This window comes from Parabacteroides sp. CT06 (genome assembly GCF_002257605.1).
Taxonomy (GTDB): domain Bacteria; phylum Bacteroidota; class Bacteroidia; order Bacteroidales; family Tannerellaceae; genus Parabacteroides; species Parabacteroides distasonis.
The window spans coordinates 977561-999646 of the sequence record NZ_CP022754.1 but is presented as its reverse complement, the minus strand read 5'-3'; the positions used below and the strand labels follow the sequence as shown (position 1 = coordinate 999646).

The following is a 22086-nucleotide window of genomic DNA, read 5'->3' as shown; positions in this document are numbered from 1 at the left end:
GTGGCACTCGGAGGGATACCGAGTGCCTTTTCTTTCTCCTTTTCAGACGACTATCCCCGTCATTATCAATCCACTAAATTCCAAAGTAATGAACAACAAGAAGAAAAACGAGGGTCAGACCGACTTTTCCTATTACGGTCTGTACCTGCTGGACTACCTCCGCACGAACAGGTTTGAACAGGCTTCCGACGATGCCTTCATCCGGGAGCGTGCCGACCGTGCCGCCGAAACGTATGAGCGTGCGCGGCTCGAAGGCTATCCGCCCGAAGGGGCGCAGGAGTTGGCGATGGACACGCTCCTGCGGGGGCTTCGCTATTCCAAGTACGCCATCCTCCGCGAAGTCGTGGAAAACGAGTTTGCCGACGAAGTGCCGGGAAAGAAACGCGAAGCCTTCATCCGAAAGTTGCTGCCGCCGGTCGGCAACGTATTCTCCGCCTATGACCTTTCGGACGACAATTTCGCCCTGTCGCCCGAATACGACCTGCTCTACACGGAGCTGACGGGAGCCGCCGTCCTTTATATCGGGGAATATGGCGTTTAACCGCAAACAACGGCTGCGGGACAACATCGAGGCGATACGGACGGCATTCATCCTTGACAGGGAACGGAGGACGGCAACCGCCGAGGAACAAGCCATACTTCGGAAGTATTGCGGTTTCGGCGGGTTGAAGTGCATACTGAATCCTGCAAAGGAACTGACGGATGCCGTGCATTGGGCGAAATCGGACCTCGAACTGTTTACCCCTACGGTAGAACTGCACAGGCTGGTGCGTGAAAACAGCAAGGACGATACGGAGTACAAGCGGTACGTGGATGCCATGAAGCAGTCCGTGCTGACCGCTTTCTACACCCCGCCGGAGATAACCGGCACGATTGCGGAGGCTCTGCATGAACACGGCATACGTCCCGACCGTGTGCTGGAGCCGTCGGCGGGCGTGGGCGCATTCGTGGATGCCGTGCTGGAAAACAAGCCGGACGCGGACATCATGGCTTTCGAGAAAGACCTGATGACGGGCAAGATATTGGGACACCTGCATCCCGACCAAAAGGTAAGGGTGCAGGGATTCGAGAAGATAGAGAAGCCCTTCACGGACTATTTCGACCTTGCCATCTCGAACATCCCGTTCGGCGACGTGGCTGTGTTCGACCCGGAATTTACAGGAAGCCAAGACCCGGCAAGGCGTTCCGCACCGAAGGCAATACACAACTACTTCTTCCTGAAAAGCCTTGACGCGGTGCGTGAGGGCGGCATCGTGGCGTTCATCACCTCTCAAGGGGTACTGGACGCACCGTCCAACGCGCCCATACGCGAGTATATGATGCGTAATGCCAATCTGGTGGGAGTCGCACGCCTGCCGAACAACCTCTTCACGGACAACGCGGGTACGGAAGTGGGCAGCGACCTGATTATCCTGCAAAAGAACAGCGGCAAGAAACGGGAGCTGTACGATTATGAAGAGTTGTTCGTGCAGACGGAAAAGACACCGATAGGCAGTTTCCAGAACGGGTATGTCGGCAGCATCGGCATGATTCCCCACTCGGATCTGATAAGCGGCACAGACCCTTACGGGAAACCAGCCTATAAAGTCATGCACCGGGACGGCATCGGGCAAATGGCGGAGGATTTGCGGGAACATATGGATATTGAGCTGTATAAGTTGGACAAAAAGCTGTATGAAATGCACAGCCTGCATCCGGCACAGGGGAAAAGCACGGTAACAGAAACCATTTCCACACCGGTTGTCACTCCTGAGATACAGCCACGTCATGAAATGGCAGCGAAGCCCGAAGCGGCAACACCGCAGCCGGAGGAAGAAAAGTCGGAGATAGAGCCGCGCCGCCCCGATTATTCGGAGGGCGTGCAGCTCTCCCTGCTCGACCTCTGGGGCATGACCGAGGAAGTACGCAAGCAGGAAGCCCCCGCCAAGAAGAAAAAGACGGCGAAAAAGGAAAGCCCGGCAAGGCGTATGCCTCCCAAACCGCAGGCGCAGGTTACGCCGAAGGTTACGACTGCACCGCCACAGCCGTCTGTTGCACCACTGACGGAGAAGAGGGACAGCCATGAAACAAAGCCGGTGAGTTTCGCAGCCAAAGGCGATCTGGATGATATTTACGCCTCTTTGGATTGGGACACCAATCCGCCCATCAACGGTTTCTATGAAATGATGATGGACCTCACGCCGGAGCGACGCAAGGAACTTCGCAGGCTGGCGGCACAGCATCAGGAGAAGCAACGGGTGGACGGGACGGCGGTGAAAGCCGCTCCCGCCATTGACATGCCGGAAAAGGAAGCGACAAAACGCCCCGAAGCACAGACGGAAGTCGCAACCGTTCCCGTTACGGACAATAACGCAAGTGAGACAACAACTTCCCTTTTCCCTGAATTTGAAACGGAAAAGCCGAAGGAGGAACCTCTCGACCTTTCTCCCCGTCCGTTCAACGGTATGCTGGAGCCGCACTACCGTGACGGCTCTATGGTACTGGATGCTTCACGCAATCTCGGTTATTTGAAGGGCCTCACGCCTTACGGCGCGACATTCCAACCGCTTGACCTGACCGGCTACCAGAAGGAGAAAGCGATGTTGTATGTGTCACTCCGTGACGCATACGAGCGGCTTTACCGCTACGAGGCGGAGTATCACGATGAAGGGTCTGCGCAACGCGGAGCGTTGAACACCTGCTACGATGAGTTTGTCATGCGCTACGGCAACCTCAATGCCAAGCATAACGTGAAACTGTTGATGATGGATGTCGCCGGACGCGACATCCTTTCGCTGGAACGGGCGGAGGACGGCAGGTTCGTCAAGGCGGACATTTTCGAGCGTCCCGTTTCCTTCTCTGTGGAGAGCCATGCCAACGTAAGCTCTCCCGAAGAGGCACTCTCCGCGTCGCTCAACAAGTTCGGCACGGTCAATCTCGACTATATGCGGGAGATAACCGACAGCACGGAGGAGGGATTGCTTGACGCCCTCAAAGGACGCATCTTCTACAACCCGCTCGTAACCGGTTACGAGATAAAGGACAGGTTCATCGCCGGGAATGTGATAGAAAAGGCGGAGCGCATCGAGGCATGGATGGGCGACAACCCCGAAAACGGACGTATGCCGGAAGTGAAGCAGGCGTTGGAGGCTCTGAAAGAAGCCGAGCCGCCGCGCATCGCCTTTGAGGACCTCGACTTCAATTTCGGGGAACGCTGGATTCCGACGGGCGTGTATGCCGCCTATATGAGCCATCTTTTCGACACGGACGTGAAAATCGCCTACTCCGCAAGCATGGATGAGTTTTCGGTGGCGTGCGGCTGCCGCACCATGAAAATCACGGACGAGTTTTTAGTGAAGGGCTATTACCGGAACTATGACGGCATGCACCTGTTGAAACACGCCCTGCACAACACCTGCCCGGACATGATGAAATCCATCGGTAAGGACGAGCATGGCAATGACATCAAGGTGCGTGACAGCGAGGGCATACAGCTCGCCAACGCCAAGATTGATGAAATCCGCAACGGGTTCTCGGAATGGCTGGAAGAGCAGTCGCCGCAGTTCAAGGAACGGCTGACGACGATGTACAACCGCAAGTTCAACTGTTTCGTGCGCCCAAAGTATGACGGCTCTCACCAGACATTTCCCGACCTCAACCTCAAAGGGCTGGCAAGCCGGGGTATCAAGAGCGTCTATCCGTCACAGATGGATTGCGTCTGGATGCTCAAACAGAATGGCGGTGGCATTTGTGACCACGAGGTGGGAACCGGTAAAACGCTGATAATGTGTATTGCAGCGCATGAGATGAAGCGCCTGAACTTGGCGCACAAACCGATGATTATCGGGCTGAAAGCCAATGTCGCGGAGATTGCCGCCACCTATCAGGCGGCATATCCCAACGCGCGGATTCTCTATGCCTCGGAGAAGGACTTCTCGACCGCCAACCGCGTGCGTTTCTTCAACAACATCAAGAACAACGACTACGATTGCGTCATCATGTCGCACGACCAGTTCGGCAAGATTCCGCAGTCGCCGGAGTTGCAGCAGCGCATCCTGCAAGCGGAGCTTGACACGGTGGAGGAAAATCTCGAAGTCCTGCGGCAACAGGGCAAGAACGTGTCGAGGGCGATGCTGAAAGGGCTGGAAAAGCGCAAGCACAACCTTGAAGCGAAGTTGGAGAAGGTGGAACATGCCATCCAATCGCGCACGGATGATGTGGTGGACTTCAAGCAGATGGGCATCGACCATATCTTCATTGACGAGAGCCATCAATTCAAGAACCTGACTTTCAACACGCGGCACGACCGTGTGGCGGGATTGGGAAACTCGGAAGGAAGCCAGAAAGCCCTGAACATGCTCTTTGCCATACGTACCATACAGGAACGCACGGGCAAGGACTTGGGGGCTACGTTCCTGTCCGGTACGACCATCAGCAACTCGCTGACGGAGCTGTACCTGCTCTTCAAGTACCTTCGCCCTAAGGAACTGGAACGGCAGGATATTCGTTGCTTTGACGCTTGGGCGGCTATCTTTGCCAAGAAGACGACCGACTTCGAGTTCAACGTGACGAACAACGTGGTGCAGAAGGAGCGTTTCCGCTACTTCATCAAAGTGCCGGAGCTTGCCGCCTTCTACAACGAGATAACCGACTACCGCACGGCGGAGGACGTGGGCGTGGACCGTCCGCACAAGAACGAGATACTGCACCACATACCGCCGACGCCGGAGCAGGAGGACTTCATCCAAAAGCTGATGCAGTTCGCCAAGACGGGTGACGCCACGCTGCTGGGCAGACCACCCCTGTCGGAAACGGAGGAGAAGGCGAAGATGCTTATCGCCACCGACTACGCCCGCAAGATGGCTCTCGATATGCGCATGATAGACCCGCATTACGAAGACCACCCCGACAACAAGGCTTCGCACTGCGCCAAGACGATTGCGGAGTATTACCACAGGTATGACGCGCAGAAAGGCACGCAGTTCGTGTTCTCGGATCTGGGAACGTACCAGCCGGGCGACGGGTGGAACGTGTACAGCGAGATAAAGCGGAAACTGACGGAGGACTACGGCATCCCGGCAGGCGAGGTGCGCTTCATTCAGGAGTGCAAGACCGACAAGGCACGCAAGGGGGTGATAGACGCCATGAACGCCGGAACGGTGCGCGTGCTGTTCGGCTCCACCTCCATGCTCGGAACGGGTGTGAACGCGCAGAAACGGTGTGTCGCAATCCATCATTTGGATACGCCGTGGGTGCGACATGAAGTCGCATAGATAATTGTTGGAATGATACTTACGGGTATCAGCTTTAACCCGCTGTTCCGTCAGCGGTAGCCTACCGACCGATGCACCTTAATGTTGTATTAAGCGGTCGGGACGAAGTACACTTTCGCAAGACAAGACAGAACCGTGAGGGGAAGTCAAGTACGGTTAGTATCATACCGTAGAGTGGCGAGGCTGGATAGTATGGTTAGCGCAAGCGAACTGTTAGTAAACTTCGTAATGTCACGAAAGAGTGTAAGATACTGGCACACTCTACCCAAAAGGGAAGCGGTCGGTTAATCCTCTCCATGGTAGGATTACACGGATATAAGCACCGCCGGAGGATGAGACAGAACCTAACCTATCCGTTAGTTATCTATGTGGAACATGGTAAGCCTGTATTATCTCCTGTCATGTAAAAATGACAGGTAAGCTGACAGCAATGAAAGCCGAATGGTGTGCAGGTATAAGATAACAGAAAAAGCGAACGCCGTTCTGTAATGGAGCGGATACGGATTGAACCGACATCACGGGCTGATGTGGGCGACATCATCCGACACGAAAGTGGGCAGACTTCTGTGACGACATTAGGTAGGCAATCAAACCGAATGTTGTCAAATGGTGATTCTTTACAATTAACTTTTAGAACTTTCAAAAGGAGGAAAGCAAATGAACGAAAACAAGACATCGTGTGCGCCTGCTGACAATCAACAAACACTTTGGGACAGAATAGACTGGACTAAAGCGGAGTTGGCTGTCAGAAAGCTACAAGCACGAATTGTAAAGGCTCAGAAGGAAGGCAGATACAACAAGGTGAAAGCCTTGCAGTGGACGCTGACCCACTCTTTTTACGCAAAAGCCTTAGCCGTAAAGAGAGTTACTTCTAACGGAGGTGGCAACACCCCCGGAGTGGACATGGAAACATGGGAGAAACCCGAAGCAAAAACACAAGCGATAAGCGAACTCAAACGCAGAGGCTACCAGCCGAAGCCATTGAGAAGAGTCCACATCAAAAAGAGTAATGGCAAACTGCGACCGTTGGGAATACCGACAATGAAAGACAGAGCCATGCAAGCACTCTACCTTATGGCATTAGAACCAGTGTCGGAAACAACAGCCGACTCACGTTCATACGGTTTCCGCAAGGAACGCCGCTGTATGGACGCGGTAATGCAATGCCATAACATTCTCCGAAAAGGCTATTCTCCCGAATGGATTCTGGAGGGTGACATAAAGGGGTGCTTCGACCATATCAGCCATGAATGGCTGCTTGCCAACATCCCTATGGACAAGGCAATACTCCGAAAATGGTTGAAATGCGGCTATATCTTCAACAAACAGATGTTCCCGACAGAGGAGGGAACGCCACAAGGTGGCATTATCTCTCCCACGCTTGCCAATATGACATTGGACGGATTGCAGAAAGTCCTTGCAGAGAAATATAAACGAGTTAGAATCAAAGGTAAGTTATATTCGCCAATGGTGAATCTTGTCCGTTACGCTGATGACTTTATAATTACCTGCGAGAACCGTGAAACACTTGAAAAGGAAATCAAGCCATTGGTAGCCGACTTTATGTCTGAAAGAGGTCTGACCTTATCAGAAGAAAAGACGGTGATAACCAATATCCATGACGGCTTCGATTTTCTCGGTTTCAACATCCGCAAATTCGGCAATGAAATATTGACCAAGCCGACCAAGAAAGCCGAAAAACGTTTTATGGAGAATATCCGTAAGGTGACAAAAGGTCATAAGGGTTGCAAGCAGGAATCATTAATCAGGATGTTGAATGCTAAAATTCGAGGATGGGGAGCATATTATCAGCATGGGGCGACACGTGATTCTTTTCACAGAATCGACCATCAGATATTTCTCGCCTTGTGGCAATGGGCTAAACGCCGTCATTCCAAGAAAGGGAAACGGTGGATAAAAGACCGCTATTGGCACAATATCCGAGGGAACAGCTGGACTTTTGCGGCTAAGTTCAAGAAATCAAACGGCAAAGAAGACCAACTTACCTTGTTGAAACTGGCATCTTCGTTTCCTTTTCTGCAATATACGCAGATAAAGGGGGACATGAATCCGTTTGACGCAGACTGCCGCCTGTACTTCAATAAAAGAATGAAGTCAAAGATGCTTGTGACGCTGAAAGGACGTAAATCCCTGCTTTACCTATGGGAAAAGCAAGGTCGGAAATGTCCGATATGTGGTGAACCGATTGACACGCATAAGGCATGGAATGTAATGCCGACTGTACAAGACGGACGGAAATGCAATATGTTGGTTCATGATGAATGTTTCAAATTATCCCGTAAAAAACAATGGAAACAAGAAGTAGGATGAGCCGGTCTCTGCACACGAACAGAGACTTTGAAAAGCTTGAGCCGTATGAGGGGAAACCCTCACGTACGGTTCTGAGGGGGGAAGAGGGCAGTAATGCCCTTGACCTACCCGATCGTCCGTCCGACCTACAACAGCGTGACGGACGGGGAGTCAGGGCAGGCAACGAGATTGCCAAGCATTTTGCCGGGAACAACGTGGATGTCATCATCTACGCTGTGGAAAAGTCGCTGGACAGCTACAAGTTCAACCTGCTGCACTGCAAGCAGACATTCATCTCGCAGCTCAAAAGCGGGGCGATGGGCGCGCGTACCATCGACGAGGGGGCTATGGACGAGAAATCGGGCATGAACTTCTCGGAGTACATGGCGTTGCTCTCCGGCAATACCGACCTTTTGGACAAGGCGAAACTGGAAAAGCGTATCGCCTCGCTCGAAGGGGAACGCAAGTCGTTCAACAAGGGCAAGCGCGATTCGGAGTTCAAGCTGGAAGCCAAGACGGGGGAACTGCGCAACAATACGGCGGTAATCGAAGCCATGACGGAAGATTGGAACCGCTTTCTTTCCGTTGTCAAGACCGATAAGGAGGGCAATCGCCAGAATGCTGTCAAGGTGGACGGTGTGGATTCTACCGATGAAAAGGTTATCGGAAAGCGTTTGCAGGAAATCGCCAAGAACGCCACGACGGGCGGTTTGTACAAGCCTGTCGGGGAACTTTACGGTTTTCCGATAAAGGTGGTCAGCGAGAGAATACTCAAAGAGGGGCTGGAGTTTACCGACAACCGTTTCGTGGTGGAGGGAAACTACAAGTACACTTACAATAACGGGCATCTGGCGATGGCTGATCCGGTAGCCGCCGCACGTAATTTCCTGAACGCATTGGAGAGGATTCCGTCCATCATCGACCAGTATAAGGGAAAGAACGAGGTGCTGGAAAAGGAAGTCCCACAGTTGCAGGAGATAGCAAGTAAGGTATGGAAAAAGGAGGACGAACTGAAACAGTTGAAGTCCGAACTTGCCGCGCTTGACCGCAAAATACAGTTAGAGCTTGCGCCGCCTACACCCGATGTCGCCGAAAAGGAGAACGACGGACAGGAGGTCAAGCCTGTTTCGGAAGGTGTACGGAGCATATCGCCACAACAAACCGATGATGCACCACCGATACGCAGCCCGATGGATAAACGAAGTCCGTCTGGCAATTTCATTGCCAATCATATCATTATCGGGCGTCCGGGTTTTCAGTTTAAGGATGAAAACCGATCGAAAGGGATAAAAATTTAAAATTATGAATTTTATATAAAATATTAATAGGGGCTATCCAAAAGGTCTAAAAGTAAATCTTATCCCCTCTGCAAGTATCTGTAGAAGAGTGATTGTAAGGATTTCTTTCTTTTTGGGCAGCCTCTATTAAATTTATTTATTCTTTCTTGATTTATGTTTATAAACATTATACCAAAAAATATTCCAACTAACCTTGTTTATGTTTTGTCAGCCACCATTTGCACAACCATATTTGACTCCCAAAGAGAGTGAATTCGATAAGATAACTTGCTGCATACCCACAATAAGGGGCTAAATAGAATACGAATGGGAAATAGATAACAGTACCGACAACAGATTGCGTTATGTAGTTGGTTAAACTCATTTTACCATAAAGCTGTAATGTGGAAACCGCTTTTTTGACACGTTCCTTATGACACAATAATATGAACGAGAATATTTCTACAGAATCATCAGTAAAACAGAAAAAAATACTAATTTTGTTTTTGATGATCATTTCAAAAGGAATTAGAAAAATATCTAATTCTAACTTATAGAGGAAAAAGCAACAATTAAATATTAAAGAATAAAAGATACGAAAAATATGACGCCAAAAGAGATACTACAAGAATGGATTGACTGCTTCAACGCCGCCGATGCAGTCGCTTTGGCAAACTTATACGCTCAGGATGCCATAAACCATCAAGTCGCAAACACCCCGGTTATAGGAAAAACAGCTATCCATAAAATGTTTGTAAATGAATTTGCAACCTCAAAAATGGTTTGTATTGTTGAGCATATATTCGAGGATGGAGAATGGGCTATCATGGAATGGAAAGATCCGCTCGGGTTGCGAGGATGCGGATTCTTCCATGTGCAAAACGATAAAATCGTTTTCCAAAGAGGTTATTGGGATAAGCTCAGCTTTCTCAAACAGCACGGTTTAACCGTAGAGAATAGTGATAAAAATCCAAACACATAACACCGTCCGATATGGGAATCATCATTCATTCTTTAGAGTCCGTTTCTTTCAAAGATTTGTATGCGGCATTCTCATCCGCATTCAAAGATTATGATTTCTCTTTGAATGCGGATGAATTGCGACGCATGCTCGACCGACGAGGATACAATCCACAACTATCTTTCGGAGCATTTTTCGAAGGACGGCTGATTTCTTTTGTGTTTAACGGAACAGGCATGTACAACAACATCTTGACGGCTTATGACACAGGGACGGGAACCGTACCTTCATTCCGGGGATTACACCTAACCCAAAAAATATTCACTTTCAGCCTCGAATTGATATATCAACAAGGAGTTCGGCAATATGTACTGGAAGTTTTGCAACACAATCACAAAGCAATAAAAATATATCGCAAATTAGGCTTTGAAACACAGAGAAATTTCAACTACTACTCTGCCAAACTGAGCGATATTGTTCCTGTATTGCAAGTAAACCATACTGCATGTCGCATACTCCCATCGGATTTAAAAAACTGCCTTAACCAAACGGCCTGGTTCGATTTTCATCCTTCATGGCAAAATGACAGGGCTTCACTGGAACGCGGAATCGACAATTTGGACATATTGGGAGCTTATGAAAGAGAAGAACTTGTCGGATTTGTTATCTTTGAACCGGCATCAGGCGATATTTCATCCCTCGCAGTTGCAAAAGATTACCGGCGTAAAGGAATAGGCAAGTCCTTGCTTAAAAGTGCTGTCAGTCATTTTCAAAGCGATGTACTCAAATTTACTAATGTTGATTGCGATTGTGAATCAGTCACTGGTTTCTTGTCATCATTAGGACTTACCCCAAAAGGACAACAGTTTGAAATGGTCAGAAAAATTTAACCTACATTTATATGAATAGCCCTCATCATCAAATAACAAATTAATAATACCAAATAAAAATACGTATAGATTAAAAAAGTTCTTTGTGCTTTTGTCAGGGAACTTTTTTTTCGTAAATTTGCGTTCAATTATGCGGCAGTAATAATATACATATTAATACGAGTTAAGAATCCTGTAGTTTTCCACATGCTACGAGGAGGTATTAAAAGGTGCGTTTCGGCAATGCATCTATTGTAGTATATTATTGCTTAATCAAATGAACATTATAAATTTAGGAATTCTTGCTCACATTGATGCAGGAAAAACTTCCGTAACCGAAAATCTGCTATTTGCCTGCGGAGCAACGGAAAAGCGCGGCAGTGTTGATAAAGGTGACACCATAACAGACTCTATGGATATAGAAAAACGTAGAGGAATTACTATTCGGGCTTCTACGACATCTATTGTTTGGAATGGTGTGAAATGCAATATCATTGACACTCCGGGACACATGGATTTTATTGCAGAGGTGGAGCGGACATTCAAAATGCTTGATGGAGCAGTCCTCATATTATCGGCAAAGGAAGGCATACAAGCACAAACAAAGTTGCTGTTCAAGACTTTGCAAAAACTGCAAATCCCGACAATTATATTTATCAATAAGATTGATCGTGCCGGCGTAAATCTTGAGCGTTTATATCTGGACATAAAAACAAATCTGTCGCAAGACGTCTTGTTTATGCAAACGGTTGTCGATGGAGTAGTTTACCCGATTTGCACCTCAACAGATATAAGGGCAGAACACAAAGAATTTGTATGCAACCATGACGACGATATATTAGAACTATATTTGGCGGATAAAGAAATCTTACCGGCAGATTATTGGAATGCGATAATCGCTCTTGTGGCAAAAGCCAAAGCCTATCCGGTCTTGCATGGATCAGCAATGTGCAATATTGGCATCAATGAGTTGTTAGACGCCATCATTTCTTTTATATTTCCTCCGGCATCAGTCCCAAATAGACTTTCAGCTTATCTTTATAAAATAGAACATGACCCCAAAGGGCATAAAAGAAGTTTTCTAAAAATTATTGACGGAAGTCTGAGACTTCGAACCGTTATAAAAGTCAATGATTCGGAAAAATTCATCAAGATTAAAAATCTAAAAACCATTTATCAGGGCAAAGAGATAAATGTTGATGAAGTGGTTGCTAATGATATCGCAATTATAGAAGATATAGAAGAATTAAGAATCGGAGATTATTTAGGTGTTAAACCTTGTCTGATTCAAGGATTATCTCATCAGCATCCCGCCCTCAAATCTTCTGTCCGACCAGACAAGCCCGAAGAGAGAAGCAAGTTGATATCCGCTCTAAATGTATTGTTTATTGAAGACCCGTCTCTGTCCTTTTCCATAAATTCATATAGTGATGAATTGGAAATCTCGTTATATGGTTTAACCCAAAAAGAAATCATACAAACATTGCTGGAAGAACGATTCTCCGTAAAGACCCATTTTGATGAAATCAAGACTATCTACAAAGAACGACCTAAAAAGAAGGTGAATAAGATTATCCATATCGAAGTCCCTCCCAACCCTTACTGGGCCTCAATAGGACTGACTCTGGAACCTTTACCGATAGGGTCAGGGGTGCAAATCGAAAGTGAAATCTCCTTTGGTTATCTGAACCATTCTTTTCAAAATGCCGTTTTTGAAGGAATCCGTATGTCTTGCCAATCGGGATTGCATGGATGGGAAGTGACGGATTTGAAAGTAACCTTTACTTATGCCCTTTATTATAGTCCGATAAGTACCCCTGCCGATTTTAGACAATTGTCTCCTTATGTCTTCAGGTTGGCTTTGCAACAATCAGGAGTGGATATTCTCGAACCGATGCTCTATTTTGAGTTACAGATACCACAAGTAGCAAGTTCCAAAGCTATTACAGATCTGCAAAAAATGATGTCTGAGATTAAAGGTATCAGTTGTAATAAAGAGTGGTGTCTTATTGAAGGGAAAGTTCCATTAAATACAAGTAAAGACTATGCTTCAGAAGTAAGTTCATACACTAAAGGCTTAGGCACTTTTATGGTTAAGCCGTGTGGGTATCAAATAACAAAAGGCGGTTATTCTGATAATACCCGTATGGAAGAAAAGGATAAACTTTTATTCATGTTTGAAAAATCAGTATCATCAAAATAATGGAACGATCCAGGAATTTCTATAAGACAATACGGTTGGGGTATATACTTATCTCCGTTCTTATCGGATGTATAGCATATAATAGCTTCTATGAATGGCAGGAGATAGAAGCATTAGAACTTGACAATAAAAAAATAGACGAGTTCCGAAAAGAGATAAACAATATCAATATTCAAATGATAAAATTTTCTCTATTTGGTGAAACAATACTGGAATGGAACGATAAAGATATCGAACATTACCATGCACAGCGTATGGCAATGGATAGTATGCTCTGCCGTTTCAAAGCTACCTATCCGGCAGAGCGTATAGACAGCGTACGCCATCTTCTCGAAGATAAGGAACGGCAGATGTGCCAAATCGTTCAAATACTTGAACAACAACAAGCCATCAACGATAAGATAACCAGTCAAGTACCTGTAATCGTGCAGAAGAGTGTGCAGGAACAGCCCAAGAAGTCCAAGCGCAAAGGTTTCTTGGGCATCTTCGGCAAAAAGGAAGAAGCGAAACCAACTGTGACTACCACGATGCACCGTTCCTTTAACCGGAATATGAGAACCGAACAACAGGCGCAAAGCCGCCGCTTATCGGTTCATGCCGATAGCCTTGCCGCACGAAATGCGGAACTTAACAGGCAACTGCAAGGACTGGTTGTTCAAATAGACGGGAAAGTACAAACTGACCTACAAAAGCGGGAAGCCGAGATAACAGCCATGCGGGAACGGTCGTTCATTCAGATTGGGGGCTTGACAGGGTTCGTTATACTGCTACTGGTCATATCATATATCATCATACACCGAAATGCCAACCGCATCAAGCGATATAAACAGGAAACCGCAGATTTAATCGAGCGACTGCAACAAATGGCAAAGCGAAACGAGGCACTGATAACCTCCCGCAAGAAAGCCGTACATACCATTACCCATGAATTACGCACACCGCTGACTGCAATAACGGGCTATGCCGGACTGATACAAAAAAACTTCAATGCGGATAAAACCGGGATGTATATCCGAAATATTCAGCAATCCTCCGACCGTATGCGTGAAATGCTTAATACTCTTCTGAGTTTCTTCCGGCTGGACGACGGCAAGGAACAACCTAATTTCTCCACGTGTAGGATTTCATCAATAGCGCATACGCTCGAATCAGAGTTTATGCCAATTGCCATAAACAAGGGACTTGCTCTTACTGTGACGAATCACACGGATGCTGTTGTACTGACCGATAAGGAACGCATTCTACAAATTGGAAATAACCTGCTGTCAAACGCCATCAAGTTCACTGAGAACGGTGCCGTTTCTCTGACAATGGGGTATGATAACGGTATGCTGAAACTTATCGTCAAAGATACGGGTTCGGGTATGACCGAAGAGGAACAGCAACGTGTGTTCGGTGCGTTTGAACGTTTGTCAAACGCTGCCGCAAAGGACGGCTTCGGATTAGGTCTTTCCATTGTTCAGCGCATTGTGACAATGCTCGGCGGCACAATCCAGCTGAAGAGCGAGAAAGGCAAGGGCAGCCGTTTCACGGTGGAGATACCCATGCAGTCAGCCGAGGAATTGCCGGAACGGATAAATAAAACACAGATTCATCATAACCGAACACTCCATGATATTGTTGCCATCGACAATGACAAGGTACTTCTCCTAATGCTGAAAGAAATGTATGCACAAGAAGGGATACATTGCGATACCTGTACCAATGCGGCGGAACTGATGGAAATGATACGCCGGAAAGAATACAGTCTGCTTCTGACCGATTTGAATATGCCGGATATAAACGGCTTCGAGCTGTTGGAACTGCTACGCACCTCCAATGTGGGCAATTCAAGGATCATTCCGATTATTGTAACAACCGCTTCGGGCAGTTGCAACAGAGAGGAACTTTTAGAACGTGGATTTTCTGATTGCCTTCTCAAGCCGTTTTCCATATCGGAGCTGATGGAAGTTTCCGACAAGTGCGCCATGAAAGGTAAACAAAATGAAAAGCCTGATTTCTCCTCCCTACTGTCTTACGGCAATGAATCCGTCATGTTGGATAAACTGATAGCGGAAACCGAAAAGGAAATGCAGTCGGTCAGGGATGGGGAACAACGGAAAGACTTTCAAGAACTGGACGCCCTGACACACCACCTACGTAGTTCGTGGGAGATACTGCGTGCCGACCAACCATTAAGGGAACTTTATAAACAGCTTCATGGGAGTGCCGTTCCCGATTATGAAGCATTGAACAACGCCGTGACTGCCGTATTGGATAAGGGTTCGGAGATAATCCGGCTGGCAAAAGAAGAAAGGAGAAAATACGAAAATGGATAAAACAAAAATCATCGTGGTGGAGGACAACATCGTATATTGCGAGTTTGTCTGCAACCTGCTGGCACGGGAGAAATTCCGTACCGTGCAGGCTTTCCACCTCTCGACAGCGAAGAAACTTCTGCAACAAGCCGCTGACAATGATATAGTAGTTTCTGATTTGCGTTTGCCTGACGGTGACGGCATCGACCTATTGCGCTGGATGCGCAAAGAAGGCATGACGCAGCCGTTCATCATCATGACCGACTATGCCGAAGTACATACGGCGGTTGAAAGCATGAAACTCGGTTCGCTGGACTACATACCCAAGCAACTCGTGGAGGACAAACTCGTGCCTTTGCTCCGCACCATACTGAAAGAGCGGAATATCGGGCGAAGCCGCATGCCCGTATTTGCCCGTGACGGTTCAGCCTTTCAGAAAATCATGCACCGGATAAGGCTGGTAGCTCCTACCGACATGAGCGTACTGATATTCGGGGAGAACGGTACTGGCAAAGAGCATATTGCCCATCTACTGCACGATAAAAGCAAGCGTTCAGGCAAGCCTTTCGTGGCGGTGGACTGCGGCTCACTCACCAAAGAACTTGCGCCATCGGCGTTCTTCGGACACGTTAAAGGAGCGTTCACTGGTGCTGAAAACACAAAGAAAGGCTATTTCCACGAGGCGGAAGGCGGCACATTGTTTTTGGATGAAGTGGGTAATCTCGCACCGGAAACCCAACAGATGTTACTCCGTGCCATACAGGAACGGCGGTTCCGTCCCGTTGGCGACAAGTCCGACCGCAGTTTCAACGTCCGCATCATCGCCGCCACCAACGAGGATCTGGAAAAGGCGGTCAATGAAAAGCGTTTCCGACAGGATTTGTTATACCGCCTACATGACTTCGAGATAACCGTTCTGCCCTTACGTGACTGTCAGGAGGACATCATGCCGCTGGCGGAGTTCTTCCGTGAGATTGCCAATAAGGAATTGGAATGCAATGTTAGTGGCTTCAGTTCCGAAGCGCGGAAAGTGTTACTGATCCATTCATGGCCGGGTAACGTGCGCGAACTTCGGCAGAAAATCATGGGTGCGGTGTTGCAGGCTCAGACGGGACTTGTCACGAAAGAGCATCTGGAACTTGGAATAACCGAAACAACCTCTGTTGTCGGCTTCTCCCTACGCAACGAAGAGGAAGATAAAGAGCGGATTATACGTGCTTTGAAGCAGGCTGGCGGGAACCGGAAGGTTGCTGCCGAATTGCTTGGAATAGGCAGGACAACACTCTATAATAAACTGGAAGAATATGGATTGAAGTATAAATTTGAGCAACCATAGCCCGCAATTCGCTGAAAATGGCTATCTTTGCATGACATATTAGAAGGTAACGGCGACTGGCAGAGCCTTTTGCCGCCTATATATAACATAAGACCGCAAGGCGTTTCGAGCGAAAATCTGGTAAATTGACACTACGGAGACGATTGCGTGATGCTTATGCTATGCCTACGCATAGCGTGCATTCACGTACTCTCCGTAAAAGGCTTTACCAGAGCCGTCGCTTGAAAGTAGTGTGATTTGCACGCTACTTTTTTGCCCTTGCCCAACGAAAGGAAACGATAATGGGTAAAGTACAGATTCTTGCCGTCCTCACGATAGACGGTTGTCAAAGCTCCGAGTTATATTGCAAAGCGTATAAGGAACTGCGCCTTGAAGATTGCGGCATCAATGAGATAAGGGAAAACGCCCTTTATCATATCACACCGGATTATTCCATCTCCATGCTTGACGAATGGCGGAAATCCACAACAGACATCTGCTATCTGGCGGAAGTCACTCCTGAAAAAGCGGACTACATCAACGGGCTGCTGCGTATGCGTGTGGTGGATGAAATCATACTTTACACGATTCCTTTCATTGCCGGAACGGGAAAGCGTTTCTTCCAATCCGCCTTGCCGCAGGAACAATGGACGCTGACCTCACAGAAGGTGTACCGCAACGGAGTGGTCCGCCATATCTATAAAGCGTGCGTTTGATGTCCATAAAATGGACGAATGTTCAGTAAATGAACACTTTAAGCTGAATACAATTCCTTTCAGATAAATAAATCGCGAAATTATCACTCTGAAATCCAGCACCTTGCAGAGAGCGTGCCGGATTTTTTATTTTATGGACACGCTTTTTGCCAATCATATTCATGTGCGCATACCGAAAAAACAGAGTGTAAAATTTCAAAATTGACAGGACATGAATTATTTCTTATTGACGGAAACAGAGTTCTTCCGCCGTATAAACGAAGCCGGGGACTGCAATATGGAAACGGCATACACGGCTTTCGCCACGCAAGTGATCGAACTATGCAACGGCAATGTGGACACCACCCGCACCATCATCGCGCTGGCTTACATTGAAATCGAGTTGCAGCACCATCCCGTGCGCAATCTTCCCGAAGAAAAGAGGGAGGTTGCAGCCTACATCAGCAAGGCACTCTCTTTCGTTAGGAAGATGCAGAAGTTCCTTGCCGCTCCCCAAGTGTCACCACTAATCCCCATCCGTACATCCTCCGACAACACAACCGAAAATCCCGCCTCACCCCTGCAATGGACGGGCAACGCCATCGACCTCGTGGAACTTATCTACGGCATCAACGAGATGGGCTGCATCAATAACGGCAACATGCCGCTCAAACAGCTCGCCCCGCTCCTCTACAAGATTTTCGGTGTCGAATCAAAGGACTGCTACCGCTTCTATATCGACATCAAACGACGGAAGAACGAAAGCCGCACCTACTTCCTTGACAGGATGCAGGAGAAACTGAACGAGAAGATGCTCCGCGACGAGGAAATGGAACGTTTGAGAAAATAATCCTGTACCAATGATGAATCAGGGGGTGACGTTATGCCACTCTCTGATTTTTTGTAGGTTTTGTACCTGCCGTGCAGATACATTTCGTTATCTATTCGCCCGAAAACCAGCGAAAAGCACTATCTTTGTACCCACCTTACAGAATTGTATATGAGCATAGACAACCTCGACATAGTAAAACGGCTGATAGCCGAAAAAGAATGCGGACGGGTGGAGTTCAAGGAAACCACCGGACAGTTGGAGCGTGGCATGGAAACGCTTTGCGCTTTCCTTAACGGAGAAGGCGGCACGGTATTGTTCGGTGTTACCGACAAGGAAAAAATCATCGGACAAGACGTGAGCGACAAGACCAAGAGGGATATAGCGGACGCGATCAACCGGTTGGAGCCTGTGGCAATGGTACAAATATCTTATGCACCGCTGCCGGACAGTGAGAAGAAAGTAATTGTTTTTCGTGTTGAAGATTCAAGGCTCAACCGTCCGTTCTGCTATAAAGGAAGACCATATATGCGGGTGGAAAGTGCGACCACAACGATGCCACAATCAAAGTATAATGAACTTCTTTTGCAGCATGAAAAAGTCTGGCATAGCTGGGAAACCTACCCGAATACCGATTTGAAGATTACGGATTTGGATGAAGAGGAAATCCACAAGACGGTACGTTTAGGAATAGAGTACGGACGTTTACCCGAATCGACAGGTGACGAAGTTCCTATCATACTTGAAAAACTGAATCTTCTTGAAGGCGGTGTACTTAAAAATGCAGCCGCCGTATTGTTCGCCAAAAAGAAACTGGTACATTATCCGCAGAACTTGCTGCGACTTGCCCGATTCAGAGGTACAGACAAAACCGTATTTATAGACAACAAACGGGTACACGGGAACTTGTTCCATCTGCTTGACGAGGCAATGGCTTTTGTGTTCAGACATCTTTCATTATCCGGAACAACGGACGCATTGGAGCGTGAGGAACATTTGGAAATACCGCATAAGGCTATACGAGAAGCTGTAATCAACTCCCTATGTCACAGGAGTTACCGTGATATTGGAGGTTCGGTAGCCATAGCCATCTATGATGACCGTGTTGAAATAGAGAATCCCGGTTCGTTTCCGTCCGAATGGGATATGAATAAAATCAAATCCGAACATGGTTCAAAGCCCCATAATCCTTTAATTGCAGACACGCTTTATGTGCGAAAAGTATTGGAGAGCTGGGGACGCGGCATAAATCTCATAATAGAAGAATGTCAAAAGGTTAATTTGCCGGAGCCTGAATATCAAATAACAACCAATGAAGTGAAACTTGTCTTCAGATATAAGGTGGCAGGACAAGAAACAGGACAAGAAACAGGACAAGTAGCAGGACAAGTAGCAGGACAAGTAATGTCGCTTGTATCAGCTTTGGGAAATGATATTTTGCCGTTGAAAGAAATCATGGAGCGTTTATCTTTGAGGGGACGTGATAATTTCCTTACCAGTTACCTAAATCCTGCATTGAGAGAGGGACTTGTCGAACAAACCCATCCGGAAAATCCCAAGCACCGCAACCAAAAATACAGGCTTACTGAAGCTGGAAAAATCATTTTGTCAAAAGGCAACAGGAAGGATGGCTAAGAAGAAACATAAGAAAGATTCAGATGCAGACTTGCCTGTAATCATGGATTACGGCATCGGTTGCATATCCATTTATGACCCGGTTGATATGATGCCATACAATGACCCGCCTGTCACCGAGCAAACCCGTTTCAAGAAACTCCGCAAGGAAATGAAAGCGGAGTTCAAATGGTTGGCGTCTTCTATAACAATAGAGTATTGGAAAGAAAACCGGCAGATACCTTTCGGTGAGGAAATGTCGAAACTCAGAATCCGACTGTTGAGAATCTTCGCCGAAGAATACAGCATACTACTAAAAGATGATACAGAACTGAAAAACTATCTGCTCATGCTTGTCATTACCACCATCAACAAGCATCTCCAATCTGAAAATAAAAATCCGTAACCGGTCGTCGGCTACGGATTTTCCATATATAAACGGATATACTATTTCTGCTGCAACAGATGTTTCAGATTTTCGTCACCCGCGATGCGTTCCAGCTCGTCGGCGACAATCTGTTTCACCTCCTCCTTGATACGCCTGTAATTCGCCTGCACTGTTTCCTTCATGCAGTCTTTGCCATCCTCGTCCGTGAAGTCAGTAATTACGGGTATCGGCTTGTAGGCTTTCTCCTCGCGCTTGACCTTCTCGGCATCCACGACAATCTCACAGTGGAAAATCTTCTGTTCTATACGTTCGTTGAAGTTGTCGGACACCGAACCGACAAACATTCCCTGCGTCAAGCCGGAAATCTTGCTCGGCGGGATAAGCGCGTCCATCTGCGTGTTGATGGAGGTGGAAACATCCTGCCTGTTGATGGAAATGGACTGCCGTTTCTGCAACACCTTTCCGAACCGTTCCGAGAGCGTCTTGGCGGTTTCGCCCACCACCTGACCGGAGAAAATATTGCCGACGGTGTTCATCACCACTTTCGCCTCCTTGTCCCCGTAGTCACGCACCAACTGGCTGAAATCCTGAAATCCCAGACATACGGCAACCTTGTTGCTTCGTGCGGTGGCGATAAGGTTGTCCAGCCCCTTGAAATATATCGTCGGAAGCTCGTCGATGATAACTGACGACTTCAACATCCCTTTCTTGTTGATGAGCTTCACGATACGGGAATTATACAGACCGAGAGCCGCCCCGTAAATGTTCTGACGGTCCGGATTGTTGCCCACGCAGAGTATTTTCGGCTCTTTGGGATTGTTGATGTCCAGCGTGAACTCACTGTCCGACATCACCCAATAGAGCTGCGGGGAAATCATGCGTGACAGCGGGATTTTCGCCGATGCAATCTGCCCCATCAACTGCTCGGCAGCCCCTCCGAGCCACGCGTCCATGAACGGTGAGAGATAGTTCTCCAATTCCGGGTAAGATGTCAGTATCGGGAAGATATCCTCGTAACGGCGGTTCAGGAACTCGATGGCATGGGGGAACGTGCAATACTTGCCATTTTGGAAAATTTTAAGATACCAGATGATAGCCGCGAAGAGGATGATGGGCGATTCCACAAAGAAGTCGCCCTGCTTCTGCACCCAACTCTTGTTTAAGTTGAGCATGATGGTGTACGCGCTTTCGTAAGCGTCCGTAATATCCTCCATGAAGTCCGGGTGAATGGGATTGCAACGGTGCGAGCGTCGCGGGTCATCGAAGTTTATCACGTAGAACTTCGGCTTCACCTTGTATCCCTCCGGGTGGTTGAGCAGATGATTATAGGCTATCGTGGACAAGTCGCTGAATTTGAAGTCGTAAACATACATCGAGAAGCCCTTCTCAATCTGCTGCTTGATAAAATTGTTTACCACCGCGTATGACTTTCCGCTGCCCGGCGTACCCAATACGATGGAAGCCCTGAAGGGATTCACTACGTTAATCCAGCCGTTGTTCCAACGTTTCCTGTAATAAAAGCGGGTGGGCAGATTGACCGAATACTCGCTTTCGATGAGCCGTGTTTCCTGCATGAAGCTCTCGTTCTCGTTGTTGAACACGTCATCCATGAGGTTGTGTTTCAACAGGCGGCTCATCCACAGACCGCCCATCAGCAGGCATACATAGCCCGTGCCTACGGTCAGCACGTAAAGCCCCGTCACCGCTTCAACCGGTAGCGGCAACGCCAGTATCCACCAGTTGAGGAAGAACAGTACGAACCCTGCGGCAAGAGCCGTCCAGATCCGTCCCCAAGTAATTTTCTCTCCCTTGACGCCCTTCGTTCCCAGACAGGACAGGGCAAGGAGGAGGACGGCAAACAGTTTCGTGTAGAGGATGGAACGGAACAGCCCCGCCGTGCGGTTGAAATTCATCAGGATTCTGTCCACCACGCCGATGTCCACGCTCCAGAGCCGTATGGCTTCATAGCAGAACCAGTACACGTTCATGACCACTAAAATAATACTCACGGCACGCAGAAAATCCATGATTTTCGCCAATGCCCTCAAATCGTCTTCTTGTTGTGACATAGATTGA

General features: G+C 47.8%; 12 protein-coding genes and 4 pseudogenes. 14 read left to right on the top strand and 2 right to left on the bottom strand.

The window, feature by feature from the left end:
* The first annotated feature begins 88 nt into the window (after positions 1 to 88).
* From CI960_RS04440 to CI960_RS04425, 5 genes and pseudogenes are all read left to right on the top strand, one after another.
* Positions 89 to 541 (top strand): DUF1896 domain-containing protein, encoded by a 453-nt coding sequence (locus tag CI960_RS04440; RefSeq protein WP_007366531.1) that lies wholly within the window; start codon positions 89 to 91, stop codon positions 539 to 541.
* A pseudogene (locus tag CI960_RS23865) lies at positions 531 to 2016 on the top strand (N-6 DNA methylase); the annotation flags it as partial. The gene CI960_RS04440 and the pseudogene CI960_RS23865, both read left to right, overlap by 11 nt.
* Before the next feature lie 77 nt (positions 2017 to 2093).
* Positions 2094 to 5231, top strand: a pseudogene (locus CI960_RS04435) (DNA methylase); the annotation flags it as partial.
* 678 nt (positions 5232 to 5909) lie between these two features.
* On the top strand, positions 5910 to 7583 hold the full coding sequence (gene ltrA / locus CI960_RS04430; RefSeq protein WP_032559093.1) for a group II intron reverse transcriptase/maturase: 1674 nt from the start codon (positions 5910 to 5912) through the stop codon (positions 7581 to 7583).
* 98 nt (positions 7584 to 7681) lie between these two features.
* A pseudogene (locus CI960_RS04425) lies at positions 7682 to 8860 on the top strand (DNA methylase); the annotation flags it as partial.
* Positions 8861 to 9047: 187 nt separating this feature from the next.
* Here CI960_RS04425 and CI960_RS04420 read toward each other — a convergent pair.
* Positions 9048 to 9326 (bottom strand): annotated as a pseudogene (locus tag CI960_RS04420) (DUF418 domain-containing protein); the annotation flags it as partial.
* Between the two features lie 117 nt (positions 9327 to 9443).
* Here CI960_RS04420 and CI960_RS04415 point away from each other — a divergent pair.
* The 9 genes from CI960_RS04415 to CI960_RS04375 all read left to right on the top strand — a co-directional run bounded on the left by CI960_RS04415 (position 9444) and on the right by CI960_RS04375 (position 20028).
* Complete coding sequence (locus CI960_RS04415) at positions 9444 to 9821, top strand: nuclear transport factor 2 family protein (RefSeq protein ID WP_007366528.1); 378 nt, start codon at positions 9444 to 9446, stop codon at positions 9819 to 9821.
* Between the two features lie 11 nt (positions 9822 to 9832).
* On the top strand, positions 9833 to 10690 hold the full coding sequence (locus CI960_RS04410) for a GNAT family N-acetyltransferase (RefSeq protein WP_007366527.1): 858 nt from the start codon (positions 9833 to 9835) through the stop codon (positions 10688 to 10690).
* Between the two features lie 256 nt (positions 10691 to 10946).
* The gene (gene tet / locus CI960_RS04405; RefSeq protein ID WP_007366526.1) at positions 10947 to 12872 is read left to right on the top strand and encodes a tetracycline resistance ribosomal protection protein; all 1926 of its coding nucleotides are present in this window, start codon (positions 10947 to 10949) and stop codon (positions 12870 to 12872) included.
* A complete protein-coding gene (locus tag CI960_RS04400; protein WP_007366525.1) occupies positions 12872 to 15190 on the top strand; it encodes an ATP-binding protein in 2319 nt (772 codons plus the stop codon). Before tet ends, CI960_RS04400 begins: the two co-directional genes overlap by 1 nt.
* Positions 15183 to 16505: a sigma-54 dependent transcriptional regulator gene (locus tag CI960_RS04395; protein WP_007366524.1), complete on the top strand. Its 1323-nt coding sequence runs from the start codon at positions 15183 to 15185 to the stop codon at positions 16503 to 16505. The genes CI960_RS04400 and CI960_RS04395 overlap by 8 nt, the downstream gene beginning before the upstream one ends.
* Before the next feature lie 281 nt (positions 16506 to 16786).
* On the top strand, positions 16787 to 17200 hold the full coding sequence (locus tag CI960_RS04390; protein WP_007366523.1) for a dihydrofolate reductase family protein: 414 nt from the start codon (positions 16787 to 16789) through the stop codon (positions 17198 to 17200).
* A 211-nt stretch (positions 17201 to 17411) separates the two neighbouring features.
* Positions 17412 to 18029 carry an RteC domain-containing protein gene (locus CI960_RS04385; protein ID WP_007366522.1) on the top strand — a complete coding sequence of 206 codons (618 nt, stop codon included), beginning with the start codon at positions 17412 to 17414 and terminating at the stop codon, positions 18027 to 18029.
* Positions 18030 to 18179: 150 nt separating this feature from the next.
* Positions 18180 to 19643 carry a Fic family protein gene (locus CI960_RS04380; protein ID WP_007366521.1) on the top strand — a complete coding sequence of 488 codons (1464 nt, stop codon included), beginning with the start codon at positions 18180 to 18182 and terminating at the stop codon, positions 19641 to 19643.
* Positions 19636 to 20028, top strand: coding sequence for a hypothetical protein (locus CI960_RS04375; RefSeq protein ID WP_007366520.1), 393 nt, complete (start codon positions 19636 to 19638; stop codon positions 20026 to 20028). Before CI960_RS04380 ends, CI960_RS04375 begins: the two co-directional genes overlap by 8 nt.
* Before the next feature lie 41 nt (positions 20029 to 20069).
* On the opposite strand, the gene mobC is transcribed toward CI960_RS04375, so the two are convergent.
* Positions 20070 to 22079: a conjugal transfer protein MobC gene (mobC, locus tag CI960_RS04370; protein ID WP_007366519.1), complete on the bottom strand. Its 2010-nt coding sequence runs from the start codon at positions 22077 to 22079 to the stop codon at positions 20070 to 20072.
* Between the last annotated feature and the right edge of the window lie 7 nt (positions 22080 to 22086).